General features: G+C 69.4%; 25 protein-coding genes and 1 tRNA gene. 16 read left to right on the top strand and 10 right to left on the bottom strand.

Features of this window, described 5'->3' with window-relative positions; all coding sequences use genetic code 11:
- Positions 1-8: 8 nt before the first annotated feature.
- From ACLKM7_RS01865 to ACLKM7_RS01845, 5 genes are all read left to right on the top strand, one after another.
- Complete coding sequence (locus ACLKM7_RS01865; protein ID WP_436445313.1) at positions 9-470, top strand: RidA family protein; 462 nt, start codon at positions 9-11, stop codon at positions 468-470.
- A 43-nt stretch (positions 471-513) separates the two neighbouring features.
- The gene (locus ACLKM7_RS01860) at positions 514-1,449 is read left to right on the top strand and encodes an NAD(P)-dependent oxidoreductase (RefSeq protein ID WP_436445312.1); all 936 of its coding nucleotides are present in this window, start codon (positions 514-516) and stop codon (positions 1,447-1,449) included.
- A gap of 98 nt (positions 1,450-1,547) precedes the next feature.
- Positions 1,548-2,759: a M24 family metallopeptidase gene (locus ACLKM7_RS01855; protein WP_436445311.1), complete on the top strand. Its 1,212-nt coding sequence runs from the start codon at positions 1,548-1,550 to the stop codon at positions 2,757-2,759.
- Positions 2,760-2,825: 66 nt separating this feature from the next.
- Positions 2,826-3,494: a cupin domain-containing protein gene (locus tag ACLKM7_RS01850; RefSeq protein WP_436445310.1), complete on the top strand. Its 669-nt coding sequence runs from the start codon at positions 2,826-2,828 to the stop codon at positions 3,492-3,494.
- A gap of 16 nt (positions 3,495-3,510) precedes the next feature.
- Positions 3,511-4,143 carry a helix-turn-helix domain-containing protein gene (locus ACLKM7_RS01845; RefSeq protein WP_436445309.1) on the top strand — a complete coding sequence of 211 codons (633 nt, stop codon included), beginning with the start codon at positions 3,511-3,513 and terminating at the stop codon, positions 4,141-4,143.
- Positions 4,144-4,181: 38 nt separating this feature from the next.
- On the opposite strand, the gene ACLKM7_RS01840 is transcribed toward ACLKM7_RS01845, so the two are convergent.
- From ACLKM7_RS01840 to ACLKM7_RS01830, 3 genes are read right to left on the bottom strand one after another with little or no spacing between them, the layout of a single operon-like run.
- Positions 4,182-5,558 carry an NADP-dependent succinic semialdehyde dehydrogenase gene (locus tag ACLKM7_RS01840; RefSeq protein WP_436445308.1) on the bottom strand — a complete coding sequence of 459 codons (1,377 nt, stop codon included), beginning with the start codon at positions 5,556-5,558 and terminating at the stop codon, positions 4,182-4,184.
- 20 nt (positions 5,559-5,578) lie between these two features.
- The gene (locus tag ACLKM7_RS01835; RefSeq protein WP_436445307.1) at positions 5,579-6,292 is read right to left on the bottom strand and encodes a GntR family transcriptional regulator; all 714 of its coding nucleotides are present in this window, start codon (positions 6,290-6,292) and stop codon (positions 5,579-5,581) included.
- Positions 6,289-6,813 (bottom strand): VOC family protein, encoded by a 525-nt coding sequence (locus tag ACLKM7_RS01830; RefSeq protein WP_436445306.1) that lies wholly within the window; start codon positions 6,811-6,813, stop codon positions 6,289-6,291. Before ACLKM7_RS01830 ends, ACLKM7_RS01835 begins: the two co-directional genes overlap by 4 nt.
- Positions 6,814-6,979: 166 nt before the next feature.
- Between ACLKM7_RS01830 and ACLKM7_RS01825 the strand changes: the two genes are divergently transcribed.
- A complete protein-coding gene (locus ACLKM7_RS01825) occupies positions 6,980-9,169 on the top strand; it encodes an alpha-ketoacid dehydrogenase subunit alpha/beta (protein ID WP_436445305.1) in 2,190 nt (729 codons plus the stop codon).
- Positions 9,169-10,539, top strand: a complete 1,371-nt coding sequence (locus tag ACLKM7_RS01820; protein WP_436445304.1) for a dihydrolipoamide acetyltransferase family protein — start codon at positions 9,169-9,171, stop codon at positions 10,537-10,539. Before ACLKM7_RS01825 ends, ACLKM7_RS01820 begins: the two co-directional genes overlap by 1 nt.
- Before the next feature lie 65 nt (positions 10,540-10,604).
- Here ACLKM7_RS01820 and ACLKM7_RS01815 read toward each other — a convergent pair whose 3' ends face one another.
- Positions 10,605-12,536 (bottom strand): amidohydrolase, encoded by a 1,932-nt coding sequence (locus ACLKM7_RS01815; protein WP_436445303.1) that lies wholly within the window; start codon positions 12,534-12,536, stop codon positions 10,605-10,607.
- A gap of 286 nt (positions 12,537-12,822) precedes the next feature.
- On the opposite strand from ACLKM7_RS01815, the gene ACLKM7_RS01810 reads away from it, so the two are divergent.
- From ACLKM7_RS01810 to ACLKM7_RS01800, 3 genes are all read left to right on the top strand, one after another.
- The gene (locus ACLKM7_RS01810; RefSeq protein WP_436445302.1) at positions 12,823-14,589 is read left to right on the top strand and encodes an amidohydrolase; all 1,767 of its coding nucleotides are present in this window, start codon (positions 12,823-12,825) and stop codon (positions 14,587-14,589) included.
- Between the two features lie 11 nt (positions 14,590-14,600).
- Complete coding sequence (locus tag ACLKM7_RS01805; RefSeq protein WP_436445301.1) at positions 14,601-15,701, top strand: zinc-dependent alcohol dehydrogenase; 1,101 nt, start codon at positions 14,601-14,603, stop codon at positions 15,699-15,701.
- Between the two features lie 124 nt (positions 15,702-15,825).
- A complete protein-coding gene (locus ACLKM7_RS01800; protein WP_436445300.1) occupies positions 15,826-16,467 on the top strand; it encodes an NAD(P)-dependent oxidoreductase in 642 nt (213 codons plus the stop codon).
- Between the two features lie 44 nt (positions 16,468-16,511).
- Here ACLKM7_RS01800 and ACLKM7_RS01795 read toward each other — a convergent pair whose 3' ends face one another.
- The 3 genes from ACLKM7_RS01795 to ACLKM7_RS01785 form a co-directional block, all read right to left on the bottom strand.
- Positions 16,512-16,832, bottom strand: coding sequence for a Dabb family protein (locus ACLKM7_RS01795; RefSeq protein WP_436445299.1), 321 nt, complete (start codon positions 16,830-16,832; stop codon positions 16,512-16,514).
- A gap of 24 nt (positions 16,833-16,856) precedes the next feature.
- Positions 16,857-18,161, bottom strand: coding sequence for a DUF4032 domain-containing protein (locus ACLKM7_RS01790; RefSeq protein ID WP_436445298.1), 1,305 nt, complete (start codon positions 18,159-18,161; stop codon positions 16,857-16,859).
- 67 nt (positions 18,162-18,228) lie between these two features.
- On the bottom strand, positions 18,229-19,332 hold the full coding sequence (locus ACLKM7_RS01785; RefSeq protein ID WP_436445297.1) for an ABC transporter ATP-binding protein: 1,104 nt from the start codon (positions 19,330-19,332) through the stop codon (positions 18,229-18,231).
- Between the two features lie 223 nt (positions 19,333-19,555).
- On the opposite strand from ACLKM7_RS01785, the gene ACLKM7_RS01780 reads away from it, so the two are divergent.
- Together ACLKM7_RS01780 and ACLKM7_RS01775 are read left to right on the top strand one after the other, a co-directional pair.
- Positions 19,556-20,521, top strand: coding sequence for a DsbA family protein (locus ACLKM7_RS01780; protein WP_436445296.1), 966 nt, complete (start codon positions 19,556-19,558; stop codon positions 20,519-20,521).
- 38 nt (positions 20,522-20,559) lie between these two features.
- Positions 20,560-20,632, top strand: a tRNA-Thr gene (locus ACLKM7_RS01775).
- Positions 20,633-20,743: 111 nt separating this feature from the next.
- On the opposite strand, the gene ACLKM7_RS01770 is transcribed toward ACLKM7_RS01775, so the two are convergent.
- Entirely contained in the window at positions 20,744-21,409 is a 666-nt protein-coding gene (locus ACLKM7_RS01770) for a hypothetical protein (protein WP_436445295.1), read from the bottom strand.
- Positions 21,410-21,463: 54 nt separating this feature from the next.
- On the opposite strand from ACLKM7_RS01770, the gene ACLKM7_RS01765 reads away from it, so the two are divergent.
- Positions 21,464-22,420 carry a DMT family transporter gene (locus tag ACLKM7_RS01765; RefSeq protein WP_436445294.1) on the top strand — a complete coding sequence of 319 codons (957 nt, stop codon included), beginning with the start codon at positions 21,464-21,466 and terminating at the stop codon, positions 22,418-22,420.
- Between the two features lie 3 nt (positions 22,421-22,423).
- Here ACLKM7_RS01765 and ACLKM7_RS01760 read toward each other — a convergent pair whose 3' ends face one another.
- Positions 22,424-22,954 (bottom strand): nitroreductase family protein, encoded by a 531-nt coding sequence (locus ACLKM7_RS01760; RefSeq protein ID WP_436445758.1) that lies wholly within the window; start codon positions 22,952-22,954, stop codon positions 22,424-22,426.
- A 77-nt stretch (positions 22,955-23,031) separates the two neighbouring features.
- Complete coding sequence (gene msrB, locus ACLKM7_RS01755; protein ID WP_436445293.1) at positions 23,032-23,439, bottom strand: peptide-methionine (R)-S-oxide reductase MsrB; 408 nt, start codon at positions 23,437-23,439, stop codon at positions 23,032-23,034.
- A gap of 109 nt (positions 23,440-23,548) precedes the next feature.
- Between msrB and ACLKM7_RS01750 the strand changes: the two genes are divergently transcribed.
- The 3 genes from ACLKM7_RS01750 to ACLKM7_RS01740 are packed head-to-tail and all read left to right on the top strand — an operon-like array spanning position 23,549 to position 25,457.
- Positions 23,549-24,583: a DUF2332 family protein gene (locus tag ACLKM7_RS01750; RefSeq protein WP_436445292.1), complete on the top strand. Its 1,035-nt coding sequence runs from the start codon at positions 23,549-23,551 to the stop codon at positions 24,581-24,583.
- Between the two features lie 9 nt (positions 24,584-24,592).
- Positions 24,593-24,841 (top strand): DUF3263 domain-containing protein, encoded by a 249-nt coding sequence (locus ACLKM7_RS01745; protein WP_436445291.1) that lies wholly within the window; start codon positions 24,593-24,595, stop codon positions 24,839-24,841.
- Positions 24,842-24,890: 49 nt separating this feature from the next.
- Positions 24,891-25,457: a LytR C-terminal domain-containing protein gene (locus ACLKM7_RS01740; protein ID WP_436445290.1), complete on the top strand. Its 567-nt coding sequence runs from the start codon at positions 24,891-24,893 to the stop codon at positions 25,455-25,457.
- Positions 25,458-25,498 lie beyond the last annotated feature (41 nt).

The following is a 25,498-nucleotide window of genomic DNA, read 5'->3' as shown; positions in this document are numbered from 1 at the left end:
CGACCAGCATGAGCCAGATCCCCGCACCCCGCCGCGTCGGGAACGCCGACATCATCCACCACGAAGGCTTCGACGATTCCATCGTGAGTCCGTTCGTGCCGGCGATCCGCACGGTGTCCAACGCGCGCCTGGTCTTCATCAGCGGCGTGACCGGGGCGCCCGTCTACCACGACCACCCTCACGTGCCCGAGGTCTTCGATTCGATGCCGACGGATGCTGCCGGGCAGGTTCGCAACGCGTTCGAGCATCTGGACCAGGCGTTGACCGCGGCCGGCTGCCGGCGACACGACGTGGTGAACATGATCCGCTTCTTCACCGATGTCGAGGCCGACCAGGATGTCGTGAACGCTCACCAGGCGGAGTGGTTCGGAGGCCACATCCCCACCAGCACGACCGTTCAGGTCACCCGCCTGGCGACGGACCGCCGCCTGCGATTCGAGTTCCACGTCGTCGCCGCCGCGCCGGCATAGACGGCATCCTCGCTCTCATCCCTGACACAAGAAGGAGACGCTCATGACGGACGCCAAGCCCACGGTGGGATGGATCGGCACGGGACGGATGGGCTTCCAGCTGGCCAAGCGCCTGCTCGACGCCGGATACCAGGTGGCGGTGTACAACCGCACACGGGCCAAGGCCGAGCCGCTCACGGAGTTCGGCGCCACGATCGTCGACCGTCCCGCCGACCTCGCCGACCGCGACATCGTGTTCAGCATGGTGTCCGCGTCGAACGACCTCGAGACCGTGATGCTCGGTGCGGACGGGCTCTTGAGCGACCCGTCGCGCGCACCGCGGATCATCGGGGATGCGTCGACCGTGTCGGTCGAAGCCTCCGAGACGGTGCGGTCGGCGGCGGAGGGGCGCAGCGTGGGGTTTCTCGCCACACCGGTCTCGGGCAACCCGAAGGTCATCGCCGCGGGCAAGCTCACCGTCGCCGCATCCGGCCCCCGGCTGGCCTACGACGAGGTCGAGCCGCTGCTGCGCACGTGGGGGCGCGGGGTGACGTATGTGGGCGAGGCGGAGCTCGCGCGCGTCGTCAAGATCGCGCACAACGTCTTCCTCGGCATCGTCATCCAGTCGCTCGCAGAGATCACGGTGCTCGCCGAGAAGGCCGGCGTCACGCGTGAGGCCTTCCTCGCGTTCCTGAACGACTCCGTCATGGGGTCGGTCTTCACGCAGTACAAGACGCCGGCGCTGGTGAACCTCGACTTCACCCCGACGTTCACGAACGTGCTGCTGCAGAAGGACTTCGACCTCGGGCTCGCGGCGGCCAAGGAGCTGGGCGTCGTCATGCCGCTCGCGAGCGTGACGCGGAATCTCGTGGCACAGGAGGTCGGCAACGGCAACGTCGACCAGGACTTCGCGTCGCTGATCCTGACGATCGCGCACGGTTCCGGGCTGGACATCGCATCGGAGAACGCCGAGGTCACCGACGGTCTCGGGGACTCCTGATGGGGGCAGGACATGGGCACTCGAGGAGCGGGCGTTTCGAGCGTCCCGTCTCCCGCCCGCCCGGCGTGCGTCCGCTCGGAGCGCCGGGCCAGAATGCGGTGGACTACGAGCACCGCGTCGACTTCGAGCGACTGCGCGCGTACCGGCTCGACCGCGCGAAGGCCGCCCTCGAGGCATCCGAGTGCGGGGCGTTCCTGCTGTTCGACTTCTACAACATCCGTTACACGACCCAGACGTGGATCGGCGGCGCCCTCGGCGACAAGATGATCCGGTACGCCCTGCTGATGCGTGGGCGGGATCCGATCCTGTGGGACTTCGGGTCGGCGGTGCGTCACCACAAGCTCTACTCCGACTGGGTGCCGGACGAGAACTACCGCGCCGGTTTCCTCGGCTTCCGGGGCGCGGTCGATCCCGACGGCGCCGGACTGATGCGGGACGCGGTGGCCGAGATCGTCTCGATCCTCCGCGCCGAAGGACTCGCGGACGCGCCTGTCGGCGTCGACATCATCGAGCCGCCCTTCCTGTTCGAGATGCAACGGCAGGGACTTCGTATCGCAGATGCGCAGCAGGCGATGCTCGACGCTCGCGTGATCAAGAACGTCGATGAGATCATGCTGCTCAACCAGGCCGCTGCGATGGTCGACGGCGTCTATCAGGACATCGCCGAGGCGCTGAAGCCGGGCGTGCGCGAGAACGAGATCGTCGCACTGGCCAACAAGCGTCTCTACGAGTACGGCAGTGACCAGGTGGAGGCCGTCAACGCGATCTCCGGTGAACGGTGCAACCCGCATCCGCACAACTTCACCGACCGCATCGTGCGCCCGGGTGATCAGGCGTTCTTCGACATCATCCACTCGTTCAACGGCTATCGCACGTGCTACTACCGCACCTTCGGTGTGGGGTGGGCGACCGAGAGTCAGCGCGACGCCTACAAGCAGGCACGGGAATGGATGGATGCCGCACTGGACGCGATCAGGCCCGGTGTGGGCAGCGACGTCGTCGCGGCCGTGCTGCCACGTGCGGAGGACTTCGGCTTCGAGAACGAACTGGCGGCGTTCGGACTGCAGTTCGCACACGGTCTCGGGCTCGGACTGCACGAGCGGCCGATCATCTCGCGCCTGAACTCGATGAAGGACCCTGTCGAGCTGAAGACCGGCATGGTGTTCGCGATGGAGACGTACTGCCCCGCGTCGGACGGGTTCTCGGCCGCGCGCATCGAGGAGGAGGTTGTCGTGACCGACTACGGCATCGAGGTGCTCACGAGGTTCCCTGCGCAGGATCTCTTCGTCGCGAGCCCGTACCGGGATTGACGTGCGGAGCGTCGCGTTCAGTGTGACGGTACAGGGCGATAGTGTCGATCATCGGAAGGGAGCGGCATGACCGAGGACCTCGGTGCGAGGATCAGGCAGGCGCGCATGGCTCGCGGCCTGAGCCTGCGCGCAACGGCCGCTGAGGCGGCGATTTCGCCGAGCCTCCTGTCGCAGGTCGAGACCGGCAAGGTTCAGCCCTCGGTGAGCACGCTCTATGCGATCGTCAACTGCCTCGGCCTGTCGGTCGACGAGGTGCTCGGCACCCCGTCGGCACAAGGCGGCCCGCGACGGCGTCTGCGGGCCGATCCGGTTCAGCGCTGGGACGCAGCGCCCGAGATCCTGATGGAGAACGGCGTCTCGTGGCGGGGACTGGCGGTCTCGGGGGGCGGCGACGTCGATGCGCTCCATGTGACGTACGACCCCGGCGCGGCCAGCTCGCTCGACGGCACGCACATGCGGCACGACGGCGTCGAGTACGGCTACATCATCCGCGGCGAGATCACATTGAAGATCGACTTCGACAGCTACGTGCTCCGTGTGGGCGACTCGTTCTGCTTCGATTCCATGCGCCCCCACTTCTTCTTCAATCACACGGATGCCGTCGCCGAGGGCGTCTGGTTCGTGACCGGGCAGGGGCGCCGCGACGCCGCACCCGACGAGAGGCCCGATGTCATGCGCAGCGCGGTCGACGTCCTGGACGCGATGAGCCGCATCCCCGGGCGCTCGGAAGACTGAGCGCACAGGAGCCGCCATGCCCGATCTCGACACCCCGTGGGACCTCGTCGGACACCGTGTGCGCGCCGCGCGGACGACGGCGGGTCTCACCGTGCGCGAGCTCGCACGGCGGATCGGCGTCTCGGCGAGTCACGTGTCGCAGGTCGAGCGTGGCCTGGGCGCGTTCAGCGTCCCCGCGCTGTATTCGGTCGCCAGCGAGCTCGGCGTCTCGATGAACGATCTGCTGGCGCCGTCCGTCGAGGCGGAGGCTGTGGTCGCCCCCCGCGCGGAGGGCGTCACCGATCTCGTGGCCGCCGGCATCGTGCAGCGCGTGGCGGACCATCCCACCATCAAGCTCAGCTCGGGCCCGCAATGGAGCCGGCTGACAGCCGTGGGGGAGTCGGATGCGGAGTTCCTCGAGGTGGTGTACGCCCCGCATACGCGTTCCCCGGTCGAGCACATCCATCACCTGGGCAGGGAGTACGGGGTCGTCATCGCGGGCGCGCTGAATGTCGAGGTCGACGGCGCCTCGGCCGTCCTCGAGGTGGGGGACTCGATCGTTTTCGACTCGCAGCTCCCGCATCGCTTCTGGAACGAGGGCGATGTCGAGGTGCGCGCGGTCTGGTTCGTGCGCGACCGGGACGCGCACGACCCGCTGCCGCACGGATGACCTGACCGGCCGCGGCTCGACCGTCGGCCGTCGTGTCCTCAGGCCTTCCACACCGACTTCAGGTTGCAGAACTCGCGAATGCCCTCGGCCGAGAGCTCGCGGCCGACACCGGAGTCCTTGATCCCGCCGAACGGCAGTTCGGGGTACGAGATCGACATCCCGTTGACGAAGACGGCGCCGGCCTGCAGCCCGGCGACGAGCAGCTCCTCCTCGGCGGGGTCCTGCGTCCACACCGCCGAGCTCAGTCCGAAGGTCGTGTCGTTCGCGATGCGGAGTGCTTCCTCGGTATCGGCGACGCGGAACACGGTCGCCACCGGGCCGAAGGCCTCTTCGGCGTAGAGGCGCATGCCCCCGTCGACGTCGGTCAGCACGGTCGGTCGATAGAACCAGCCGCGCCCCGGTGCCGTGCTGCCTCCGACCCGCGCCGTCGCACCCTTGGCCAGCGCGTCGTCGACCAGTGCGGCCAGCTCGTCGCGCCCGGATGCGGTCGCGAGAGGCCCGATGTCGGTCGCCGCGTCCAGCGGATCTCCGACCGTCAGCGCTTCCATCGCCGCGGAGAATCGCTCCACGAAGGCGTCGTAGATCTCGTCGTGCACGATGAAGCGCTTCGCATTGATGCACGCCTGGCCGTTGTTGGTCGTGCGCGAGGTGACCGCGGTGGCGACCGCGCTGTCCAGATCCGCGCTGGGCATCACCACGAAGGGGTCCGAGCCGCCGAGCTCGAGGACCACGTGCTTGACCTCGGAGCCGGCGATGGAGGCGACCGAGCGCCCTGCGGGCTCCGAGCCGGTGAGCGTCGCGGCGGCGACCCGCCGATCGCGCAGCACTCCTTCGACGGCAGCGGCCGGGATGAGAAGTGATCGGAAGGACCCGGGCGGGAAGCCACCGCGCTCGAACAGGGAGTCGAGGTAGAGCGCGGCCTGCGGCACGTTCGAGGCGTGCTTGAGCAGCCCGGTGTTCCCGGCCATCAGAGCGGGCGCTGCGAAGCGGACGACCTGCCAGATCGGGTAGTTCCACGGCATCACGGCGAGCACGACACCGAGCGGCTGATATCGCGTGGTGGCCGCCGAGGCATTGACCGCTGAGGGGTCATCCAGGGATCGCCCCGACAGGAACTCCTCGGCGCGATCGGCGTAGAAGTGCATGGCCGTGGCCGACTTGCGCGCTTCGGCGCGCGCCTGGACGAGTGGCTTGCCCATCTCCTCGGTGATCATCGACGCCACCTGCTCGACGTCCTCCTCGAGGAGGTCGGCGGCCGCGTGCATCCAGCGCGCCCGCGTCGCGAAGTCGGTCTCTTGCAGCCGACCGAACGCCGCGTGCGCGGAGGCGATGCGCTCTTCCACTTCGTCGGCGGTGTGGGCCGGGAACTCACGGATGATCTCGCCCGTCGCCGGGTTGATGGATGCGATCGCCACAGGGCTGCCTTTCGTCGGTGTCACACGCCGCCGGCGGCGGCGTCGAAGACGTGCGGATGCTTCGCGAGCTGACGTCGGGTGCGGCGGATGTGCGCGGCGAGCACACGTTCTGCCTCTTCGACATCGCCGTCGCGGAGAGCCGCGACCATCAGGTGGTGCTCCTCGTGGGCGATGCGTCGCGCCTCCGCACTCCAGCTCGCGACGTACGCCCGGCGGTACGGGGCCGTCGTGTTCCAGAGCTTGAGGACGAGGTCGTCCAGCTGTGCCGTGCGTGCGGCGGCGTAGCTCGCGAGGTGGAACTCGCGGTCGAGGGTCAGGAAGGCCTCGGTGTCGTCGCCGGCGTCGCTGATGCGCTGCGCGAGCTCGCCGAGGTGACCGAGCCGGTCGTCGTCGAGCCCGGGAGCGCTGTAGCGCAGGAGGAGGGGCTCCAGGCGTTCCCGCATCTGGTAGACCTCCTCGCACTCTGCGAGGGTGAGTCGCGAGACCCAGGCCCCGGCATTCGGGACGACCGTGACGAGCCCTTCGTATTCGAGCTGCCGGATGGCTTCGCGCACCGGAACCCGGCTGGCCCCGAACTCGGCGGCGACGTCCTCCTGCCGGATCCGTGTGCCGGGCGGGTAGGCGCCGGCGATGATCGCGGTCCGGATGCCGTGGGCGATGCGCGCGCCGGCATCGCCGTCGCGGCTGCGTGACGCGTCGATCGCCGTCGCGGGCGCGCCGCTGTCGCCGGTCATGCGGCGGGATTCGCAGGATGCCACAGAAGCGTCGTCGCTTCCGTCTCGTAGGCCTTCCCTGCCGGAAAGCTCACGAGCTCGAACTGCATGCCCCACGGGCTGCGGAAGTAGAGCCATCGCTGGCCCGCGGACGCTCCCGCGCTCGTCACCGGCTCACCCATCACGTCCACGCCCTTGTCGCGGAGGAACTGCGCCGCCGCGTCCATGTCGTCCACGTAGATCGCGATGTGGTGTCCGCCGATGTCGCTGTTGCGCGGCTGCGGCGCCTGTCCATCGGCGCTGTCGTAGGCGAACACCTCGAGGTTCGACCCGTTGCCGAGGCGATAGAACCGGATCTCGTCGATGACGGTCCTCGGATGCACCCCGAGCTGCACGGTCATCCAGTCGTCGTCCGCGCGCTTCGCCCCCAGCGTGTACACCGGCACCGCACCGAGGATGTCGACGAGCCAGCGTTCCGCTTCGTCGAGGTCGGGCACGGTGAACCCGATGTGGTCAGCACCCTGCATGCCTGGCAGCGGCATTCCGGTTCCCTTCGTCGCGTCCTCGCGGATGCTCCTGATTGTATCCACGCGAGAGGATTCGGCAAGCATTTCGCCAACATCGGCGCGAAGGGTCTTGTGATTGGATGCAATCGCGGCCTACCATGCTCATGACCGGGCATCGGTCCAGGACATCGACGGAGACGAAATGGCGCGACGGCGCGTGCTGGAGACGGAGGTGCCGTGGATCGAGCTCACGACGACGGCATCCGACTGGAAACGGGCTGACCCGGCGCTGCTGGCGACGATGCTCGGCGAGATGCATCTCATCCGCGCCTTCGAGGAGAGTGTCCTCGATCTCGCGGGAGCCAATCTCGTGCACGGCCCGGCTCACTCGAGCATCGGGCAGGAGGGTGGCGCCGTCGGGTCGATCGTGTCGCTGCGCTCGCAGGACGCCGTCAACGGCTCGCATCGGGGGCATCACCAGTTCCTCGCGAAGGCGATCACGCATGTGAGCGGAGGATCGCTCGCACTGGACGCGCTCGTGACCGCCGACATGCAGACCCTCCTGCAGAGGACGCTCGCCGAGATCCTCGGGTTGGCGCAGGGGTTCTCGGGTGGACGCGGAGGCTCGATGCACCTGCAGTGGCTCGAGGCAGGTGCTCTCGGCACCAACGCCATCGTCGGCGGCGGAGCCCCCATCGCCACCGGCACGGCGTGGGCGCAGAAGCACTCGGGCACCACCGACGTGTCGATCAACTACTTCGGCGACGGTGCCAGCCAGATCGGATCGGTGCTCGAGTCGATGAATCTCGCGGCCGCCTGGAAGCTGCCCGTCATGTACTTCATCGAGAACAACCTCTACGCCGTGTCGACCCACGCCGACGAGGTCACCGCCGATCCGCGGTTCTCGGTACGCGGGCAGGGCTTCGGCATCCCGTCGTGGCGGGTCGACGGCATGGACCCGCTCGCGGTGCACCTCGCGACCCAGGAGGCGCTCGAGCGGATGCGTGCGGGCGAGGGCGCGGCGATCATCGAGGCGCAGGTGTACCGCTTCTTCCATCAGAACGGCCCGTACCCCGGTTCGGCGTTCGGGTACCGCACGAAGGACGAGGAAGCGTCCTGGCGCGCCCGCGATCCGCTGGAGCGCGTCGCGAACGAGATGAAGAAGCTGTCCCTGCTGTCCGAGAACGAAGCGTCGACGGTGCGCGCGCAGGCGCAGGAGGCGATGGCGGATGCTGTCGGCGCGCTGACCGAGGACGATCCCGACAATCCCGGGCGTCGCCGCATCCGCCCCGAACTGTGGCCGGATCCGAGCGTCGTCGACACCGGGATCCGCGGGGATGCGTCGGAGCTGGCGGCTTCCGACACGCGGGACCCGGCCGAGCATGACAGTACGTGGCGCGAGACGAAGTTCGTCGACGCCGTGGCCGCGACGATGGACAGACGCATGGAGACCGACTCCCGCATCGTCATCCTCGGCGAAGACGTGCACCGGCTCAACGGCGGGACGAACGGCGCCACCAAGGGCATCGCGAAGAAGTACGGTCCCGAGCGCGTCATCGGCACGCCGATCAGTGAGAACGGCTTCTTCGGACTGGCGGGAGGCATGGCGCTGGACGGCCGCTTCCGTCCGATCGTCGAATTCATGTATCCCGACTTCATGTGGGTCGCTGCCGACCAGGTGTTCAACCAGATCGGGAAGGCGCGGCACATGTTCGGGGACAACAACTCCGTGCCTCTCGTGCTGCGGACCAAGGTGGCGATGGGATCGGGTTACGGATCACAGCACCTCATGGACCCTGCCGGCATCTTCGCGACATCGGCGGGCTGGCGCATCGTGGCTCCGTCGAATGCGGCCGACTATGTCGGACTGATGAACGCCGCGCTCGCGCTGGAGGACCCCGTGCTCGTGATCGAACATGTCGACCTGTACGGCCTGCCCGATCGCGTGCCCGACGGCGACCTGGACTATGTGATCCCACCGGGTTCCGCGGCGATCCGCCGAGCGGGGTCCGAGGTCACGGTGCTCGCGTATCTGTCGATGGTCGGTCACGCGCTCGAGGCCGTCGAGCAGACGGATGTCGATGCCGAGGTCATCGATCTGCGCTGGCTGGATCGCGCTTCGATCGACTGGGAGACGATCGGCGAGAGCATCAAGAAGACGAACAACGTTCTCATCGTCGAGCAGGGCGCACGTGGGACGTCGTACGGAGCGTGGCTGTCCGACGAGATCCAGCGCCGCTACTTCGACTGGCTCGACCAGCCGATCGAGCGTGTCACCGGCGGCGAGGCCAGCCCGAGCATCTCGAAGGTGCTCGAGCGCGCCGCCATCGCCCGCACCGAAGAGGTCGTCGCCGGCCTCGAGCGGGTGCGCGCCGCTTGGGGAGGACGCTGATGGCCGCCGTCGTCCGGATGCCCGCCCTCGCCGCCGGCGCCGCGGAGGCCGCCATCCAGTCCTGGCTCGTCGGTGTCGGCGAGACGGTCGTGAAGGGTCAGGCGATCGTCGAGATCGAGACCGAGAAGGCGGTGGTCGAGTATGAGGCCGAGCAGGACGGCGTGCTCGCGGGGATCCTCGTTCCCGACGGCGACTCGGCTGCCGTCGGATCGCCGATCGCCGTCCTGGCTGAATCGGGGGAGTCCTCGGAGCAGGCGCTCGTCGCAGCTGCCTCGGAAGGTGCGCGATCGACCGCCGCGCCGGTGTCCGTGCCCGAAGCCGTTGAGCCTGCGAACCCGGAGCCCGCGACGCCCGTGCCGGCGTCGCCCACCGAGTCCTCCGAGGACGGGCTGCTTCCCGCACCTGCCCCTGTCGACTCCGTCGAGTCCTCGGCCGGCGACACGACACGTTCTCCCGGTGCGCGCCGCCTGTTCGCGAGCCCGCTCGTTCGGCGCCTCGCGCGCGAGCGCGGGATCGATCTGAGCACCATTCGAGGCTCAGGTCCGCAGGGACGCATCGTCCGGCGGGACCTCGACGACCTCGTCCGCCCTTCGGCCGAACCCGTTGCGACCCCGATCAGCGGCGGCGTGCCGGTCGCTGCCGAGGGGGCTCCGGCATCCGTTCCGTCGTCGCCGGCCTCGGTACGCAGTGCCCACGAAGACGTCCCGCATACCGGCATGCGGCGGGCCATCGCGAGGCGGCTCACCGAGAGCGTGACGACCGTGCCGCACTTCTTCGTCGTGGCTGATTGCCGGGTCGACGAGCTGCTCTCGTTGCGGGCGCGGATCAACGAGCAGCCGGAGCTCAAGGTGTCGGTCAACGACTTCGTGCTGAAGGCGGTCGCGTGGGCGATGCGCGACGTGCCCGAGGCCAACGCGATCTGGACCGACGAGGCCACCCGCCGCTTCACGGACGTCGACATCGCGATCGCCGTGGCCGTTCCGGCGGGACTCGTGACGCCCGTTCTCCGAGGCGTCGAGCGCATGACCCTCGGCGAGCTCAGCGGCGCGTCGCGCGAACTCGCCCAAAGGGCGAGGGAGGGCCGCATCAAGCAGCACGAACTCGAAGGCGGATCTTTCTCGGTGTCGAATCTCGGCATGTACGGCACGAAGGAGTTCTCGGCCATCATCAACCCGCCGCATTCCGGAATCCTCGCCGTCGGCGCCGCCGCGCCGCGCCCCGTGGTCGGTGCGGACGGCGAGCTCACGGTGGCGAACGTCATGACGGTCACGCTCTCGGCCGACCATCGGGTCCTCGACGGCGCGCTCGCCGCGCAGTGGCTGGCAGCGTTCGTTCGTCGCATCGAGAACCCGCTGAGTCTGCTCGTCTGATCGCGCACCAAGGGCCGGGACCCGCCTCGGGCCCCGGCCCCTCGCTCGCGCCCGGCGTCGTCCGGCTACTGCCACCAGGTCTCATCGAACACGTGATCGCTGTCGTGCTGCCAGTCGCGCCGGCCCCGGACGACGCCGGTGTCGTGCACGATCGAGCCGTCGATGAAGGTCATGACCGGACGGATGTCCCGCATCTCCGCCTCGCTCACCGTGAAGTAGTCCTTGTCCAGCACGACGAGGTCGGCATGCTTGCCGGCCTCGATCGAGCCGAGTCGATCGTCGACGCCGGTGAACCACGCGGCGCCGCGGGTGTAGGCCCGCAGCGCCTCGTGGCGCGTGATCTGCTGGCCCGGGTTGATCTGCTGCCCGAGCACGTTCAGTCCGGTGGTCGCATAGTGCAGCGCGAACCACGGGTTGTGCGGCGCGATATGAACCCCGTCTTCGTGAATGGCGAACGGGATGCCGCTGTCCTGCGTCCGCTTGAACGCCGGGCCGAACGGCAGGCCGTCGGCGCGCGGCGTGCCGCTGAGCCAGCGGAAGCCCGACAGTGAGACTCCTGACCCGAGCGCCTTGAGTCGTGCGAGTTGCTCCGAGGTGGCGTGGTCGGCGTGCTGGAGTCCCCACCGAAGGTGCTGGATGCCGTATTCGGCGTCGAGAGACTCCCACGTGGAGACGACCTGCTCGATCTGACTCTGGTCGGTCGCCGTGCCGGGGATGGCGTTCTCGTTGTGCCAGCCCGCCTCCGCGACGAGGCGCTGCGCCTCGAGCCACACGGCGTAGCCGTTCGGGTTGGACGGTGCGGCGAACGGCGCGGCCCACTCGCCGATACCGCGGACGTGCACCATGTCGTCGCCGAATTCCGGGAAGGCGTTCTTCAGCCGTTCGCGCAGTTCGGGCAGCTGCTTGTCGAGCCCGCCCAGCGCCGCGATGTAGCCCTGCTGGTGCAGATAGTTGATCCACAGTCGCACGTACGCCGCGCCCTCGCGGTTGAGTGAGAGGTACGGATCGTACATGCGGTAGTGGTTCAGCTTGCGGAGGCCGTCGTTCGGCTGCGTCTCGTACGCGGAGGGGTCGAGCGTGCCGTTGGGCGTCGCGAAGAGGACCTGGTCGTAGTTGAGGGTGATCCCGATCTTCGCCGAGAACGCCATGGCGTCCAGCGCGCTGCGCCGCTTGTCCTGCTCGCTCTGGCGGATGCGCAGGTGGTACAGGGCGAAGTTCGCGGCGTCTCCGGTGATCGACCCGTCATCCGCGACCGCGACGGAGGGATCGGTGACCGATTGGAAGAACTGCTTGCCCAGGGTGTTCACACGTGCCGGACCGTTGAAGTTCTGGTAGAGGAACACCGGTCGGTCGGGGACCGCCGCGTCGATCTCTGCCAGCGTGGGCATCCGGCCCTCCGCGAATATGCGCGGCGTGCCGGCTCCCATCGCGGTGAGGAACTCGCCCTCCGGCACTTCGGGTCGTCGCGCGACGAGCGCCGCGAGTACTCCGGCGACGTCCTTGGCGAGCTCCCACTCGGCGACGTGGTAGCCGGGACGGTTGGCGAGACTCACGAAGTGGGTGTGACTCTCGATGAGGCCCGGTATGACTGTGCGCCCACCCAGATCGATCCGGTTCGAGGAGTTCCCGCTGCGTTGCGCCTCCTTTCCCACCGCCGTGATGCGTCCGCTCGCGATGCGGACGGCCTCGACGACGGTGCCCGCGTCGTCCATCGTATGAATCCGCCCGTTGACGAGCAGGACATCCTGACCGCCACCCGCGCGGGCGGCGCGAGCGTTCGTGTACGCCGGTCCCGCGCCCGCGACGATGATGGCACCCGCGCCCGGAGCCGCCGCGGCCGGTCCGCCGCTGAGGACGGCGGCAGCGGCGGCGGTACCGCTGCCGATGAGAAGGCCGCGTCGGGATATCCCGCCCTGATCTTCGTTCCGTGGACCTTGCGACGACTTCTTACCCATGGAGTGCTCCCACTCGGTGTCGACGGTGACAGCGGCACGCATCGGTGCATGCACGCGTCGTCCCGCCCTGCAGGCGAGACGGATCCTCTGTCCACGGGTGGCGGACATGCGTCCAGTGCGACTGGACAGAGTGTTCAGGCTCGGACAGTAGCAGTATGCGGCTGTGTGCGGAAGAGCCGGTTGTCGCGGCGAAACGCAGCGCACCGCAACTTTCACTGTCGGTCGCGGCCTGAAGCTGCTATCGTCCGGCTGAACAGGTGTGCAGTATTGCTGGACACTGCCGCCCGGGGCCCGAGATCGTCAACGTCGACCGTCAGCAGGAGCACTCATGGGAAAGAAATCAGAGCAAGGTCCACGAAACGAAGATCAGCGCGGGATCTCCCGCCGCGGCCTCATCGTCGGCAGCGGGACCGCGGCCGTCGCCGCCGTCCTGAGCGGCGGAGGAGCAGCGTCCGCGGCCGCGCCGCACACCGCCGCGGGCCCGGTCCACACGACCGCGAGATCCGCGCAGCCCGGCGGTGCCGGCGACGACATCCTCTTGGTCAACGGCAGGATCCACACCTTCGACGACAACGACTCCGTCGCCGAAGCCGTGCGAGTTCGTGGCGGACGCTTCGTCGCCGTCGGCCAGGACGCGATCCGTGAGGGAAAGGCCCGGAACCGGATCGACCTGGGCGGACGGACCGTCATCCCGGGCATCATCGACTCGCACAACCACATCGCCCTCGTCGCCAACCGCCCCGGCCACTGGGTGGGGCTGGAGGATGTCTTCACGCACGAGGACGCCGTCGCGCGACTCACGGCGAAGGCCGTCACGGTGCCTGCGGGCGAGCTCGTGACATCGCTCGGGCCCATCGTGGCGATGCAGTTCCCGAGCAACACCCTGCCGAATCTGACGATGCTCAACGCGGTGCCGCGGCCGGTCATGATCATGGCCGAGCAGGGTGGGAACGCGGTGAACCAGGCCGCCGTCGACTTCTTCGCCGCGAAGGGCATCACGATCACGATCAATGCCGCCGGCTACCCGACCGGAGCGGGCGTCGGTCTCGCGCTGCAGCGACTTCGTCAGGAGATGACCCCGGAGGAACGCGAGCGCAACGCGCTCGCCGCGCTCGAGTACTACGCCGGTCTCGGAATCACCACGCACCTCGACGAGGGGGCGTTCCATGTCGACACGCCCGGAACGGCGATCTGGAACGAGAACGCCTACACCCTCCACAACGGCTTTCTCGCGCTGAATCGTGCCGAGAGGCTGCCCGCCCGCATCCGGTTCGACTATCTCGAAGAGGACTCCACGGCAGAGCTGCCGCGGCTGACGGCGCGCTTGAAGAACTCCTTCCCCTTCTACGGCAGCGACATGATGCGCTCGGGCGGCATCGGCGAGTTCACCGTCAACGGGTTCGGCGGAGGTGCCGTTGCCATCGGCGGAGAGATCTGGATCGCCGGCGCGAAGGCGGTCGCCCGCGCAGGATGGCGCAACGAGAACCACTCGCTCTCGGCGAACGACATCGCGCAGATCGTCGCCGGCTGGGAGGCGGTGCACGCGGAGGTGCCGATCAGCGACCTGCGCTGGGTCGTGTCGCACGTACCGAACATCACCGCGGATCACGTCAGCCGCCTCAAGGCGATGGGCGTCGGTCTGAAGGTCGGCTGGGGTCCCACTCGCAACGGGACGAACCTCGGACCCCGGCACCGCATGATCATCGACAGCGGCATACCCGTCGGCTACCACTCGGACGGTGGTGACATCACCGCGATCAATCCCTGGCTGAACTTCTACACGATGATCACGGGAAAGAACCTGCGCGGGAACTTCGTGTGGGAGGCCGGCCAGCAGGTCACTCGCGACGAGGCCATCCGGCTCGCGACCAGGGACAACCGGTGGTTCATCGGCGAAGACGATCTCGGCGGTATCCAGCCGGGCAGCCACGCCGATCTGGTCGTGCTCGACCGCGACTTCTTCTCGGTGCCCGAGGAGCAGCTCGCCGCCACCAGGTCGGTGCTGACGATGGTCGGCGGCGACGTGGTCCACACCTCGGGCGAGGTGGCAGGAGCACCCGCGCCGGGAACCGGCCACCGCTACGCCGAGGCATGAGACTGAACGGGATGCCGTCGGCCGAGGCGGAGGCGGATGCCACCACGATGATCGCGGCGGTGCTCCACGGGCGGCATGATCTGCGCTTCGAACGCGTCCCGGTTCCCCGCGCGACGCGCGGCGAGCTGCTGGTCGAGGTGACGGCCGTCGGCGTGTGCGGGACGGACGCCGCCGAGTGGGAGTACGGTCCGAAGCTCATGCCGCTCGAGTCGCGGCATCCGATCACTGGTCACCTCGGCCCGCTGGTGATCGGACACGAGTTCGCCGGGCGCGTGGTCGCGGTCGGCCAGGGCGTCCACGAGACCCTTCTCGGCACGCTGGTCGCATCGTGCGGCGCTGCGCCGTGCGGCGACTGCGCCGAATGCACGGGCGGACGATCCAACGTCTGCCGCCGCTATGCCGCTGTCGGCCTGCACCGGCACGGTGCGCTCGCACGCTACGTGGCGGTGCCCGCCGCGAGCTGCGTGGATGTCGGTGCCCTCGGCATCGACGATGTCGATGCCGCGCTCGTGCAGCCGATGTCGATCGCCGTCCACGCAGCCCGCCGATCCGGCGTCGGCGCGGACGACGTCGCGGTCGTGCAGGGCGTGGGAGGCGTCGGCGCCTTCCTCATCCACGTGCTCGCGTCTCAAGGCGTGCGTGTCGTGGCCGTGGACCTCGCCGCCGATCGGCTGCGGGTCGCCCGCGAGCTCGGCGCCGAGACCACTGTCGTCGGGGGAACGGAGGATACCGCCGCGGCTCTCGTGGCGACGTGGGCGGACCGCATCCCGGTCTTCTTCGAGGTCACAGGCTCGCCGCGCGGCGTCGCGCTCGCGCTCGACGTCGTACCGATGGGCACGACGATCGTGCAGGTGGGCATCGCGAAGGCGGCCTTCCCCCTCGATCTCGGGCGCGTCACCGTGCGCGAGCTGTCGCTCATCGGCACCAACGCCATGGTGCGAGAGACCGATCTGGCCGAGGCCGCGCGCCTGGTGGCCGCCCGGGCCGGCAAGTGGGGGCTTGTCGCACCGGCGCCCATCGCGGCCGAGCGGATCGTCGACGACGCGCTGCGGCCGATCGCGGAGGGCCGCCCGCCGGCCATCAAGACACTCGTGCTGCCTCCGCCCGGCTGACGCCGGCGGCTGGCAGGCTCGACGCGTGCGCGACCGCCATACGGCGAAGTGCCGCATGCTGGGAATGCGCTGTACCGGCCCGGCCTTGAACCACAGGAACCCGTACCCCACCGGAAGGAACGTCATGGCTCGTATCGCCGTCATCGGAGGAACCGGCTACGCCGGCAGCAACATCGTCGCCGAGGCGGTGAGCCGTGGCCACACCGTCGTGTCCGTCGCGCGCAAGGTCGCGGACGAGCGCGTCGAGGGTGCCACGTACATCGAGGGAAGCCTGCTCGACGTCCCGAGCCTGGTCGCCGAGCTCGAGGGCGTCGACGTCGTCGTGTGCACGGTACCGGCTCGTGGCGACATGCTCGGGAATCTGCGCAACAACGTCGCCGAGCTCGTGTCGGAGCTGCCGGCGACTGTGCGGATCGGCGTCATCGGCGGCGCGGGCGGGAGCCTCGTCGCGCCCGGTGGCGAGCGGCTCATCGACCAGCCGTCGTTCACAGAGGAGTACAAGCCGGAGTCGCTCGAGGCCATTGGAATCCTCGAGGACCTGCAGGCGGACGACAAGGGCCACGACTGGTTCTACATCCACCCGGCGGGCGGCTTCGGAGTGTGGGCTCCCGGCGAGCGGACGGGTCATTACCGCGACGGCGGCGAGGTGCTGGTCACCGACGAGAACGGCGACTCGTACATCTCCGGCCCGGACCTCGGTGTCGCCGTCGTCGACGAGATCGAGGCGCCGAAGCACTCTCGCGCGCGCTTCACCGTCGGATACTGACGCCAAGTGAGAGGGAGCGGGTCCGCTCGAAGCGCCGGCCCGCTCTACTCTTGCGGCGCCCGGAACGACCCGGCGTCCAGCGGCAGCTGGGCGGCGCTGCGCTGGGCGATCATGCGGCCCAGGTGGCGCTCGTAGACGGACTGGTGGGCGGGTGAGTCGAGATACGCGGCCAGCCCTTCCTCGTCGTCGACGATGGCAGCCACGGCGTAATCCCCTCCAGGACGCAACCGCAGGTTCGGCCCCGCGATGTAGGAGTGCAGCTCCGGGATGCCGCGGGCCATCGTCGTGAGCGCGCCGGTGAGTTCCTCGACGTCGGCGTCGGTGACCGAGTCGTTCCAGGTGAACACCGCCAGGTGCAGGATCATCGATCTCCTCGAGGTGAGCGGCTGCTAGACCAGGTCACGCCAGTCGACCTCGTCGTCGTCGTCGACGACGGGATTGGCGGACGTGATGACCGAGAGAGACATCGTCTCGGTCGGCGGACCCATGAGCGTGGCTTCGTCCCGGCGATGCCGCAGCACGTCGTCGATGTAGCTCGACAGCGCCTCTGCGAGAGGCACGGACTTGCCCTTCGCCTGCGACAGATACCAGCGGTGCTCGAGCAGCTGATGGAAGACCTCGGCGGGCTCGAGCTTGGCGCGCAGGTCCCAGGGGATGGCCTTCACGACGGGCTCGAACACGCGCGTCAACCACTCGTGCGCGACCATCTCCTCGTCGTCGCCGAGCCGCGAGATCCGGGCGCGGAACTCATCCAGATCATTGAGCAGACGACGGGCCTGGTTCTCTTCGACGTCCAGGCCGGTCAGGCGCAGCAGCCGGCGCTGGTGATGCCCGGCGTCGACGACCTTGGGCTGGATCGACACCTTCGCGCCGTCGGTGGTGGCCTGGATCGACATCTCACCGATATCGAAGCCGAGGTCGTTCAGTCGCTGCACGCGCTCGGTCAGTCGCCACGCCTCGTCGGCGCGGAACGTCTCGGTGTCGGTGAGCGCGGCCCACAGCGAGTGGTACGACGAGACGATGCCGTCGGCGATCGCGACGGCATCGACGCCGCCCTCGAGCCTGCCGCCGGCCTCGAGGTCCATGATCTCGCCGGCGATGTTGGTGCGCGCCACGTCGAGGTCGTGCGCTCGCTGGCCCGGCGTCAGTCCGCTCTCGTGCAGCTCGCCGGTCTCGGCGTCGACGAGGTAGGCCGCGAACGCGCCCGCGTCCCGGCGGAAGAGGGTGTTCGACAGTGAGACGTCGCCCCAGAAGAAGCCCACGTTGTGCAGCCGCACCAGGAGCACGGCGAGCGCGTCGACCAGGCGGTTCGCGGTGTCGGGTCGCAGGACCTGCGTGAACAGCGCACGGTAGGGGAGCGAGAACTTCAGATGCGCGGTCACGAGCACCGCCGGGAGCGGGTCGCCCGAGGCATCCGTCCGTCCCGCGATCACGGCGACGCGATCCACGCACGGGACATCCAGGCGCGTGAGGTTTCCGAGCATGTCGTACTCGCGGCGCGCCATCGCCTCGGTCGTCTCCTTGACGGCCACCACACGGCCGGAGAGATTGGCGAAGCGCACCAGGTGGCGCGAGATGCCCTTGGGCAGGTAGACGATGTTGCTCGACGGCCAGTCGGCGAGCGGGGTCGACCACGGCAGCGTCAGCAGGCCGGGATCGACGCTGCTGGCCGTGATACTCAATGCGTCGGGCACGTCACCCCCTGGAAAATGCGCAACGGCGCGGGGGAGCGAATCCACCCGCGCCGTTGCGATGTTGCTGTCAGGCCGAGACGACCGGCTTGTCGCTGAGGCGCTCGCCCGACTCGATGTCGAAGGCGTGCACGTGACCGGCCGACGCCGCCAGCGTGACGGTGTCACCGGCGTTCGGGTGGATGCGGCCATCGACGCGCGCGACGATGTCGGTGCGCTTGCCGGCGATGTCGGTGTGCCCGTAGAGGTAGCCGTCCGCGCCGAGCTCCTCGACGAGGTCGACGACCACCGAGAGGCCCTTGCCGTCGGCGGGGCCGACCACGATGTCCTCGGGACGCACGCCGACGGTGACCTGGCTGCCGTGTGCACGGCCGACCGTGTCGCGCTCGAGCGGGACGACCTCGGAGCCGAACCGGACGCCGCCCTCGGCGAGGTCCGCCGGGAACAGGTTCATCGCCGGCGAGCCGATGAAGCCGGCGACGAACACGTTGTTCGGCTTCTCGTACAGGTCGCGCGGGGTGCCGACCTGCTGGAGCAGGCCGTCCTTGAGCACCGCGATGCGGTCACCCATGGTGAGGGCCTCGGTCTGGTCGTGCGTGACGTAGACGGTGGTGACGCCGAGGCGGCGCTGCAGCGACGCGATCTGGGTACGGGTCTGGACGCGGAGCTTGGCGTCGAGGTTGGACAGCGGCTCGTCCATGAGGAACACCTGCGGCTGGCGGACGATCGCGCGGCCCATCGCGACGCGCTGACGCTGACCACCCGAGAGTGCCTTCGGCTTGCGCGTCAGGTACTCCTCGAGGTCGAGCAGCTTCGCGGCCTCGAGCACACGAGCGGCGCGCTCCTCCTTGCCGACGCCGGCGATCTTCAGGGCGAAGCCCATGTTCTCGGCGACCGTCATGTGGGGGTACAGCGCGTAGTTCTGGAACACCATCGCGATGTCGCGGTCCTTCGGCGGGACGTCGGTGACGTCGCGGTCGCCGATGAGGATGCGGCCCGAGTTGACCTCTTCGAGGCCGGCCAGCATTCGCAGCGAGGTGGACTTACCGCAGCCCGAGGGGCCGACGAGAACCAGGAACTCGCCATCGGCGACTTCGAGGTTGAGCTTGTCCACGGCGGGACGGGTGCCTCCGGGGTACAGGCGGGTTGCGTTGTCGAACGTGACGGACGCCATGCTTTCTTCTCCTTCACCGGCAGGTACGTGCCGGACGATCCGTAGTGATGGATGAGCGGGAGCTATCCCGCGCGCCCGCCATCGGGCGCATGGAACAGTATGACACGGGCTCCGCGGAGGTTGCGTCTGGGCATTTCCCAGGGTGGCTGACTACCATCGATCTCGGTCGCCTTCCCGTGCGACCCTGGCCGAATTCACGGCCCCGTCCGTCCCGAGAGGTTCCATGTCGAGCGACGAGTCATCGAACGCCGCGACCAGCGAGCGCCGCGACGCCGTGCGCGAGAAGGCGCAGCAGGTGCAGGCGCGCCAGTCCCGTGCGCGTCTGATCCGCCGCACGTCGCTGGCTGCAGGCATCCTTGCGGTCGTCGCCGTCACCGTGCTCGTCGTGACGTGGACGGTCTCGTCGAGCGCGTCGCGGCCGACCATGAGCCCGGCCAATGTGGTCGACGACGGCTTCATGGTCACCGGTGTCACCGGTGTCGGCCTCACCACCGATGACTCCGGCGCGGACGGCGCCGTGCAGGACGCGCAGACGCCCACGCCCACCCCCGAGCCGCCGGCCGAGACCGAGCCGACACCGACCGCGACTCCTGCCGAGACCGCTGCCGTCGACATCCGTGTGTACGTGGACTACCTGTCGACCGGCTCGCGCGACTTCCAGGTGTCCAACGTGCAGCAGCTGTCGGACTGGGTCGACGAGGGCGCCGCGACACTGACCTACTACCCGGTCGCGATGCTCACCGCGAAGTCCAACGGCACCAAGTACTCGCTGCGCGCGGCGGCGGCGGCGGCATGCGTCGCCCAGCACTCGCCCGACCATTTCTTCGCGTTCAACAACGCACTGCTCAAGGAGCAGCCGGACGTCGACTCCGACGGCTTCACCGACACCGAGCTCGCCGCCCTCGCGATCGCGACCGGCGTGGACGGACCCAAGTTGGTGCGCTCCTGCATCGAGAAGCAGTCCTACGCGTCGTGGGCGAAGACGGCGACCGAGCGGGCGCTCAAGGAGCTTCCGGGCACCGACGGGGTCGCGCTGACCGGCACCCCGATGGTGCTCGTCAACGGCACCCAGTACGTGGGCGCCCTCGACGACCCCAAGGAGTTCGCGCAATTCGTGCTGACGGTCGCGAGCGACACCTACTACGAGTCGACGCCCACACCGACCCCGACGGTGACGCCCACCCCCTGATCGGGCGCCGCGCCGCACGTCGGTAGACTGGGCGCTCTGCCGGCTTGGCGCAATTGGTAGCGCACCGTACTTGTAATACGGGGGTTGCAGGTTCAAGTCCTGTAGCCGGCACAAACGCATGGCGTCGACCCGTACTTGTCATCCGCGGGTTGCAGGTTCAAGTCCTGCAGTCGGCGCAAACGCATGGCGTCGACCCGGTCACACCGGCTCCGGCTGGCCGGCTCACTCCGGCGCGGGCTCGAACGTGATCGTGAGGGGCGTCGCGCCCGTCGCACGATCGAACTCGAGGGTGGCCGAGGCGATGGCCGCGCCGCCCGAGGACGGACCGATCGTCGCCGTGAAAGTCTCGCCTTCGCCCGACCTGTTGAACTCGGCGAGGTCCTCCTCGAGCGCGTCCAGCTGGGCGGCATCCCATCCGAACTCGGCGCCGAGCGCCTGCAGGTAGCCGACTGCGCCGGTCCAGCCGCGCACCACATCGGGAGTCAGCGTCACGGCAGCCAGGCGATCGTCCTGCGCACTCGCGCTGAGCGCCGCGATGTCGTCCAGGACGTGCACCTCGTCGCCCGCTGCGACGATCGCCCGCACCGGCCGACGGAACTCCGCCGACTTCTCGCCGTCAGCGGGAAGTCCCAGTTCGGTCGCCGACAGGCCGCCGTCGCCGACGCGCACCCGGACGACACCCTCGACGTTGGCGTAGTCGAAGCCCGCGTCGGTGAGCATGCTCGATCCGTCCGGCGCCTTCTGGTCCTCGGACGCGGCCGGATGCTCCTCGGTCCACCACGAGCCCTGGATCGCGAGGGATGCCACGACCACGCCGGCGATGATCAGCACCAGCACGGCGGCCGGAAGCCACGTGAGCAACGTGCGGGTGCGAGCGGAGACGGCCATGCTCCAGCGTAACCGGGGCTCACGTGTTCGCCCGAGCCGAGAGAGGCGGGCAAGATGGGACGAGTGACCGCTCGCCGAATGCCCGCCTGGCTGGCGCTCGCAGCGGCCGCGGGCATCGGCGTCATGACGGCGGTCCAGGCGCGCATCAACGGACAGCTGGGGGTGCGCCTCGAAGACGGCTTCGTGGCGGCGCTGGTGTCGTTCGGTTCCGGGCTGGTGGTGCTGATCGCGCTGTCGGGCCTGTTGCCGTCCGGCAGGGCGGGATTCGGCAGACTCATCGCGGGCGTGCGGACCCGTGGCATTCCCTGGTGGATGCTGGCGGGCGGCGCGGCCGGAGCCCTCACGGTCGCGACGCAGGGCCTTGCGGTGGGCATCATCGGCGTCTCACTGTTCACCGTGGGAGTGGTGGCGGGTCAGACCGTCAGCGGACTTCTTCTGGACCGCGCCGGATTCGGCCCGGCCGGCGTGGTGGCGGTGACCGTGCCGCGGCTCGTCGGCGGTGCCCTGGCGCTGATCGCGGTCAGCATCGCCCTCGCCGGCGACGGACTGGCCGGCATCCCGATCTGGATGGCGCTGCTGCCCGTGCTCGCCGGCGCCGGCATCGCGTGGCAGCAGGCGACGAACGGACGCTTGCGGCAGCGGGTCGGCACACCGCTCATCGCGACGCTCGTGAACTTCACCGGCGGCACGCTGCTGCTGGCACTCGCGACGGTGGTGCACGTCGCGGTGACCGGAGCGCCCGCCCCTTTCCCGGCCGACCCGTGGCTGTATGTCGGCGGCGTGATCGGCGTGGTCTACATCGCGGTGGGAGCGGTCGTGGTGCAGCACACCGGGGTGCTGCTGCTGGGACTCGGCACCGTCGTCGGACAGCTCGTGACCTCGCTGGTGCTCGATGTCGTCTGGCCTGCTCCGGCGGGTCCCGGTCTCATGCAGGCGCTCGCGATGGTCGTCGTCGCGCTCGTATCGGTCGTGGTCGCCGCCGTGCCCTGGAAGCGGTGGCGCCGACCCTGAGCGTCAGTCCTTCGCCGGCTTCGGCATCCGTGTCAGGAGCGTGCGCGCGTCGACGGCCTTGCGTCGCCCCGCCCCGCTGCGTGCGGGCTTGCCGCCCACGTACAGCCATCCCAGCAGCTCCTCGTCCTTCTTGAGTCCGTGCGCCTTCGCGACGGCCTTGGACCGGGTGTAGTGACCGGTCCGCCAGATGACGCCCCATCCGGCTTCGTCCAGCAGCAGGCTCAGGGCGTGTGCGACGCCCGAGGCGACGGCCTCCTGCTCCCAGCGCGGTACCTTGTCGCTCTTGCGGTAGCTCGCGACGATCGCGACGAGGAGAGGAGCGCGCAGCGGCTTGGCCGAGGATCCCTTGTCGCCCTCGGCCTTGCTGATCGCTCGGCCGAGGCGCTCGCGGTCGGTGCCGCGCAGCTCGATCAGGCGCCAGGGCTGGAGCGACGAGTGATCGGCGACGCGTCCGGCCACCGAGACGAGCCGCAGCAGTTCAGCGTGGGTGGGTGCGTCGTCGGTGACCTTCGACCACGAGCGCCGCGCCCTCATCGCCTCGAGCGCGGGGGCTGTCCGCACGGAGACTCCGTTCGAGGACTCCGACGGGTGCGGACGGGGCGAGGGCGCGGTCACTCCGCGGCGCCGGGGGAGAAGTTGAGCGAGATCGAGTTCATGCAGTACCGGTCGCCCGTCGGCGTGCCGAACCCGTCCGGGAACACGTGGCCCAGATGCGAGCCGCAGTTCGCGCACCGCACCTCGGTGCGCACCATGCCGTGGCTGTCGTCTTCGATGAGCTCGACCGCTTCGGGGCGGATCGACTCGTAGAAGCTCGGCCAGCCGCAGTGCGAGTCGAACTTCGTGCCGCTGCGGAACAGCTCGGCGTTGCACGCCGCGCAGGTGTACAGGCCGGCGCGTTCCTCGTCGAGCAGTTCGCCCGTCCACGGGCGTTCGGTGCCGGCTTCTCGCAGCACCGCGTACTGCTCGGGCGTCAGTTCGCTGCGCCACTGCTCATCGCTCTTGTCGACGGCGTACGTCATGGCCCCTCCTCGGTGCATCCAGTGCTTCCATTCAACCTCAGCCGCAGCCGCCGCGCTCCGTCGCGACTGGGCGTTCACCGCGAAGCAGGCGGTAGGAGAGGATGAATGCGTGGGAAGAACGGATGCCGCAGCCGCCGAGTCCGCCGCGGTCACGGCCGCGGTCATGGAGCGGTACGCCCGGTTCGCCCGCGAGGAGGCGCCAGGGCGTTCGGAGCTGTACACCGAGTGGGCGGCAGGCGTCGGCGCCGATTCCGGGGTGGCCGCCATCCTGGGAAGGGTCCCGGCGGCGAGTCGCCAGCCTCCGCTCGTCTTCGCTGTGAGCCGCATGCTGGGGGCGCCCGAGCGGGGCTACCGGGCGTGGGCGCAGTGGGTCGCCGCGCATGCCGGCGAACTCGTGGCCGAGGCATCCCGCCGCAGTCTTCAGACGAACGAGCCGCAGCGCTGCGCGGCCCTGCTGCCGGCCCTCGCCGGCGTCGACGGACCACTTGCACTGCTCGAGATCGGTGCCAGTGCGGGGCTGTGCCTGTATCCCGACCGCTACTCGTACCGCTACCGTGACCGCGGTTCGGGGCGCGTCGTCAATCTCGACCCGCATGACGGACCGGCCCCGGTCGTGCTCGAATGCGAGTTCACGGGCACACCACCGCTGCGCATGCCGCACGTGGTGTGGCGCGCCGGGATCGACCTGGTTCCCCTCGACGCCGCCTCGGCCGACGATCGGCGATTCCTCACGAGTCTCGTCTGGCCGGGGGAGCAGGGTCGCGCCGATCGGATCACCGCCGCGCTCGACATCGCCGCCGCCGATCCGCCACGGCTCATCGCCGGCGATGCGACCGATCCCGATGCGCTCGCCGCGCTCGTGGCCGGTGCACCCGGCAACGCCACACTGGTCGTCACGACACCCGGCGTCCTGCCGCACATCCCGCGGGCCGGTCGCGACCGGCTGATCGCGACGCTGCGGGCGATGGACGCCGTCTGGATCTCGATCGACCCCCCGGGACTGCACGACGCGTGGCGACCGCCGGTCGATTCTGCGACGTGGGGCGGGTTCGTCCTCGGCCGCGACGGCGTGCCGCTCGCGGCGGTGGACCCACTCGGCGCTTTCGTGGAGTGGCGCGCGGGAGGAACGGATGCCGCGGGCTAGCGTGGCAGCGTGCCCCTGACCGATCGCGATCGCGCCATCCTCGACTTCGAGGGCGAATGGCGGCGTCATGCAGGTGCCAAGGAAGAGGCGATCCGGGCGGAGCTCGGCCTGTCACCGGCGCGCTACTACCAGCTCCTGGGCCGCCTGATCGACACGGCCGAGGCGCAGGAGCACGACCCGATGCTCGTCAAGCGGCTGCGCAGGCTGCGTGACGCGCGCACGGCCGCGCACGTCGGGCGCGCCGCCGACATGCGCTGAACGGACCGTCGCGCACGGTCCTCACCGGTTCGGCGGGTAGCATCGACGGGTGCCGAGATCGACCTTTCCCCGGGATCGCTTCGACGATCTTCCCGAGACGGACCGGGTCGGCGCCCATCGAGCCGAGAATCCTCGCATGCGCGGCTGGGTCGTGCTGCTCTGGGCTGCACTGGCGACCGTCGTGCTCGTCGCGGTCGGCATCTTCGGCACGCTGCTGGCCTCGGGCCGCATCGAGCTCTTCCCCGAGCCGACGCCGACGGTCCAGCCAGAGCCCGAGGTCACGCCGGTCGTCGACGTCAGCTACCAGGTGCAGATCCTCAACGCGACGCCCGAGCAGGGCCTCGCGACGCAGATGAAGGACGTGATCGTCACCGCCGGATGGGCCGACGGCAGCGTCCTGGCCGGCGGCGCGGGCTCGGAGGACTTCCCCGAGACCACCGTCTTCTACGTCAACCCCGAGGACGAGGCCGCTGCCGCCGGACTGGCCGATGTCATCGGCGGGGCCAACATCGAGCAGAGCGATGCGTACCCGCCGGCCGACCCCGCGATGAAGCAGCTCACGGTGGTCATCGGCCTGGACCGTACCGCGGCCGGCGCGCCGACACCCACGCCCTGAAGTCCTCTCCTGGCGCTCCAGCGCCACTCCGGGCGGAGTGT

The organism is Microbacterium sp. I2 (assembly GCF_051364985.1).
GTDB lineage: Bacteria > Actinomycetota > Actinomycetes > Actinomycetales > Microbacteriaceae > Microbacterium.
Note: the sequence above shows the minus strand (reverse complement) of the source record. Positions and strands in the feature narration are given on the sequence as shown.

Bases quoted from the DNA above. Each gene is read 5' to 3' on its own strand.
- ACLKM7_RS01865 (WP_436445313.1), top strand. From the start codon at position 9: ATGAGCCAGATCCCCGCACCCCGCCGCGTCGGGAACGCCGACATCATC.
- ACLKM7_RS01860 (WP_436445312.1), top strand. From the start codon at position 514: ATGACGGACGCCAAGCCCACGGTGGGATGGATCGGCACGGGACGGATG.
- ACLKM7_RS01850 (WP_436445310.1), top strand. From the start codon at position 2,826: ATGACCGAGGACCTCGGTGCGAGGATCAGGCAGGCGCGCATGGCTCGC.
- ACLKM7_RS01845 (WP_436445309.1), top strand. From the start codon at position 3,511: ATGCCCGATCTCGACACCCCGTGGGACCTCGTCGGACACCGTGTGCGC.
- ACLKM7_RS01835 (WP_436445307.1), bottom strand. From the start codon at position 6,292: ATGACCGGCGACAGCGGCGCGCCCGCGACGGCGATCGACGCGTCACGC.
- ACLKM7_RS01830 (WP_436445306.1), bottom strand. From the start codon at position 6,813: ATGCCGCTGCCAGGCATGCAGGGTGCTGACCACATCGGGTTCACCGTG.
- ACLKM7_RS01825 (WP_436445305.1), top strand. From the start codon at position 6,980: ATGGCGCGACGGCGCGTGCTGGAGACGGAGGTGCCGTGGATCGAGCTC.
- ACLKM7_RS01820 (WP_436445304.1), top strand. From the start codon at position 9,169: ATGGCCGCCGTCGTCCGGATGCCCGCCCTCGCCGCCGGCGCCGCGGAG.
- ACLKM7_RS01815 (WP_436445303.1), bottom strand. From the start codon at position 12,536: ATGCGTGCCGCTGTCACCGTCGACACCGAGTGGGAGCACTCCATGGGT.
- ACLKM7_RS01810 (WP_436445302.1), top strand. From the start codon at position 12,823: ATGGGAAAGAAATCAGAGCAAGGTCCACGAAACGAAGATCAGCGCGGG.
- ACLKM7_RS01805 (WP_436445301.1), top strand. From the start codon at position 14,601: ATGCCGTCGGCCGAGGCGGAGGCGGATGCCACCACGATGATCGCGGCG.
- ACLKM7_RS01800 (WP_436445300.1), top strand. From the start codon at position 15,826: ATGGCTCGTATCGCCGTCATCGGAGGAACCGGCTACGCCGGCAGCAAC.
- ACLKM7_RS01795 (WP_436445299.1), bottom strand. From the start codon at position 16,832: ATGATCCTGCACCTGGCGGTGTTCACCTGGAACGACTCGGTCACCGAC.
- ACLKM7_RS01785 (WP_436445297.1), bottom strand. From the start codon at position 19,332: ATGGCGTCCGTCACGTTCGACAACGCAACCCGCCTGTACCCCGGAGGC.
- ACLKM7_RS01780 (WP_436445296.1), top strand. From the start codon at position 19,556: ATGTCGAGCGACGAGTCATCGAACGCCGCGACCAGCGAGCGCCGCGAC.
- ACLKM7_RS01770 (WP_436445295.1), bottom strand. From the start codon at position 21,409: ATGGCCGTCTCCGCTCGCACCCGCACGTTGCTCACGTGGCTTCCGGCC.
- ACLKM7_RS01765 (WP_436445294.1), top strand. From the start codon at position 21,464: ATGGGACGAGTGACCGCTCGCCGAATGCCCGCCTGGCTGGCGCTCGCA.
- ACLKM7_RS01760 (WP_436445758.1), bottom strand. From the start codon at position 22,954: ATGAGGGCGCGGCGCTCGTGGTCGAAGGTCACCGACGACGCACCCACC.
- msrB (WP_436445293.1), bottom strand. From the start codon at position 23,439: ATGACGTACGCCGTCGACAAGAGCGATGAGCAGTGGCGCAGCGAACTG.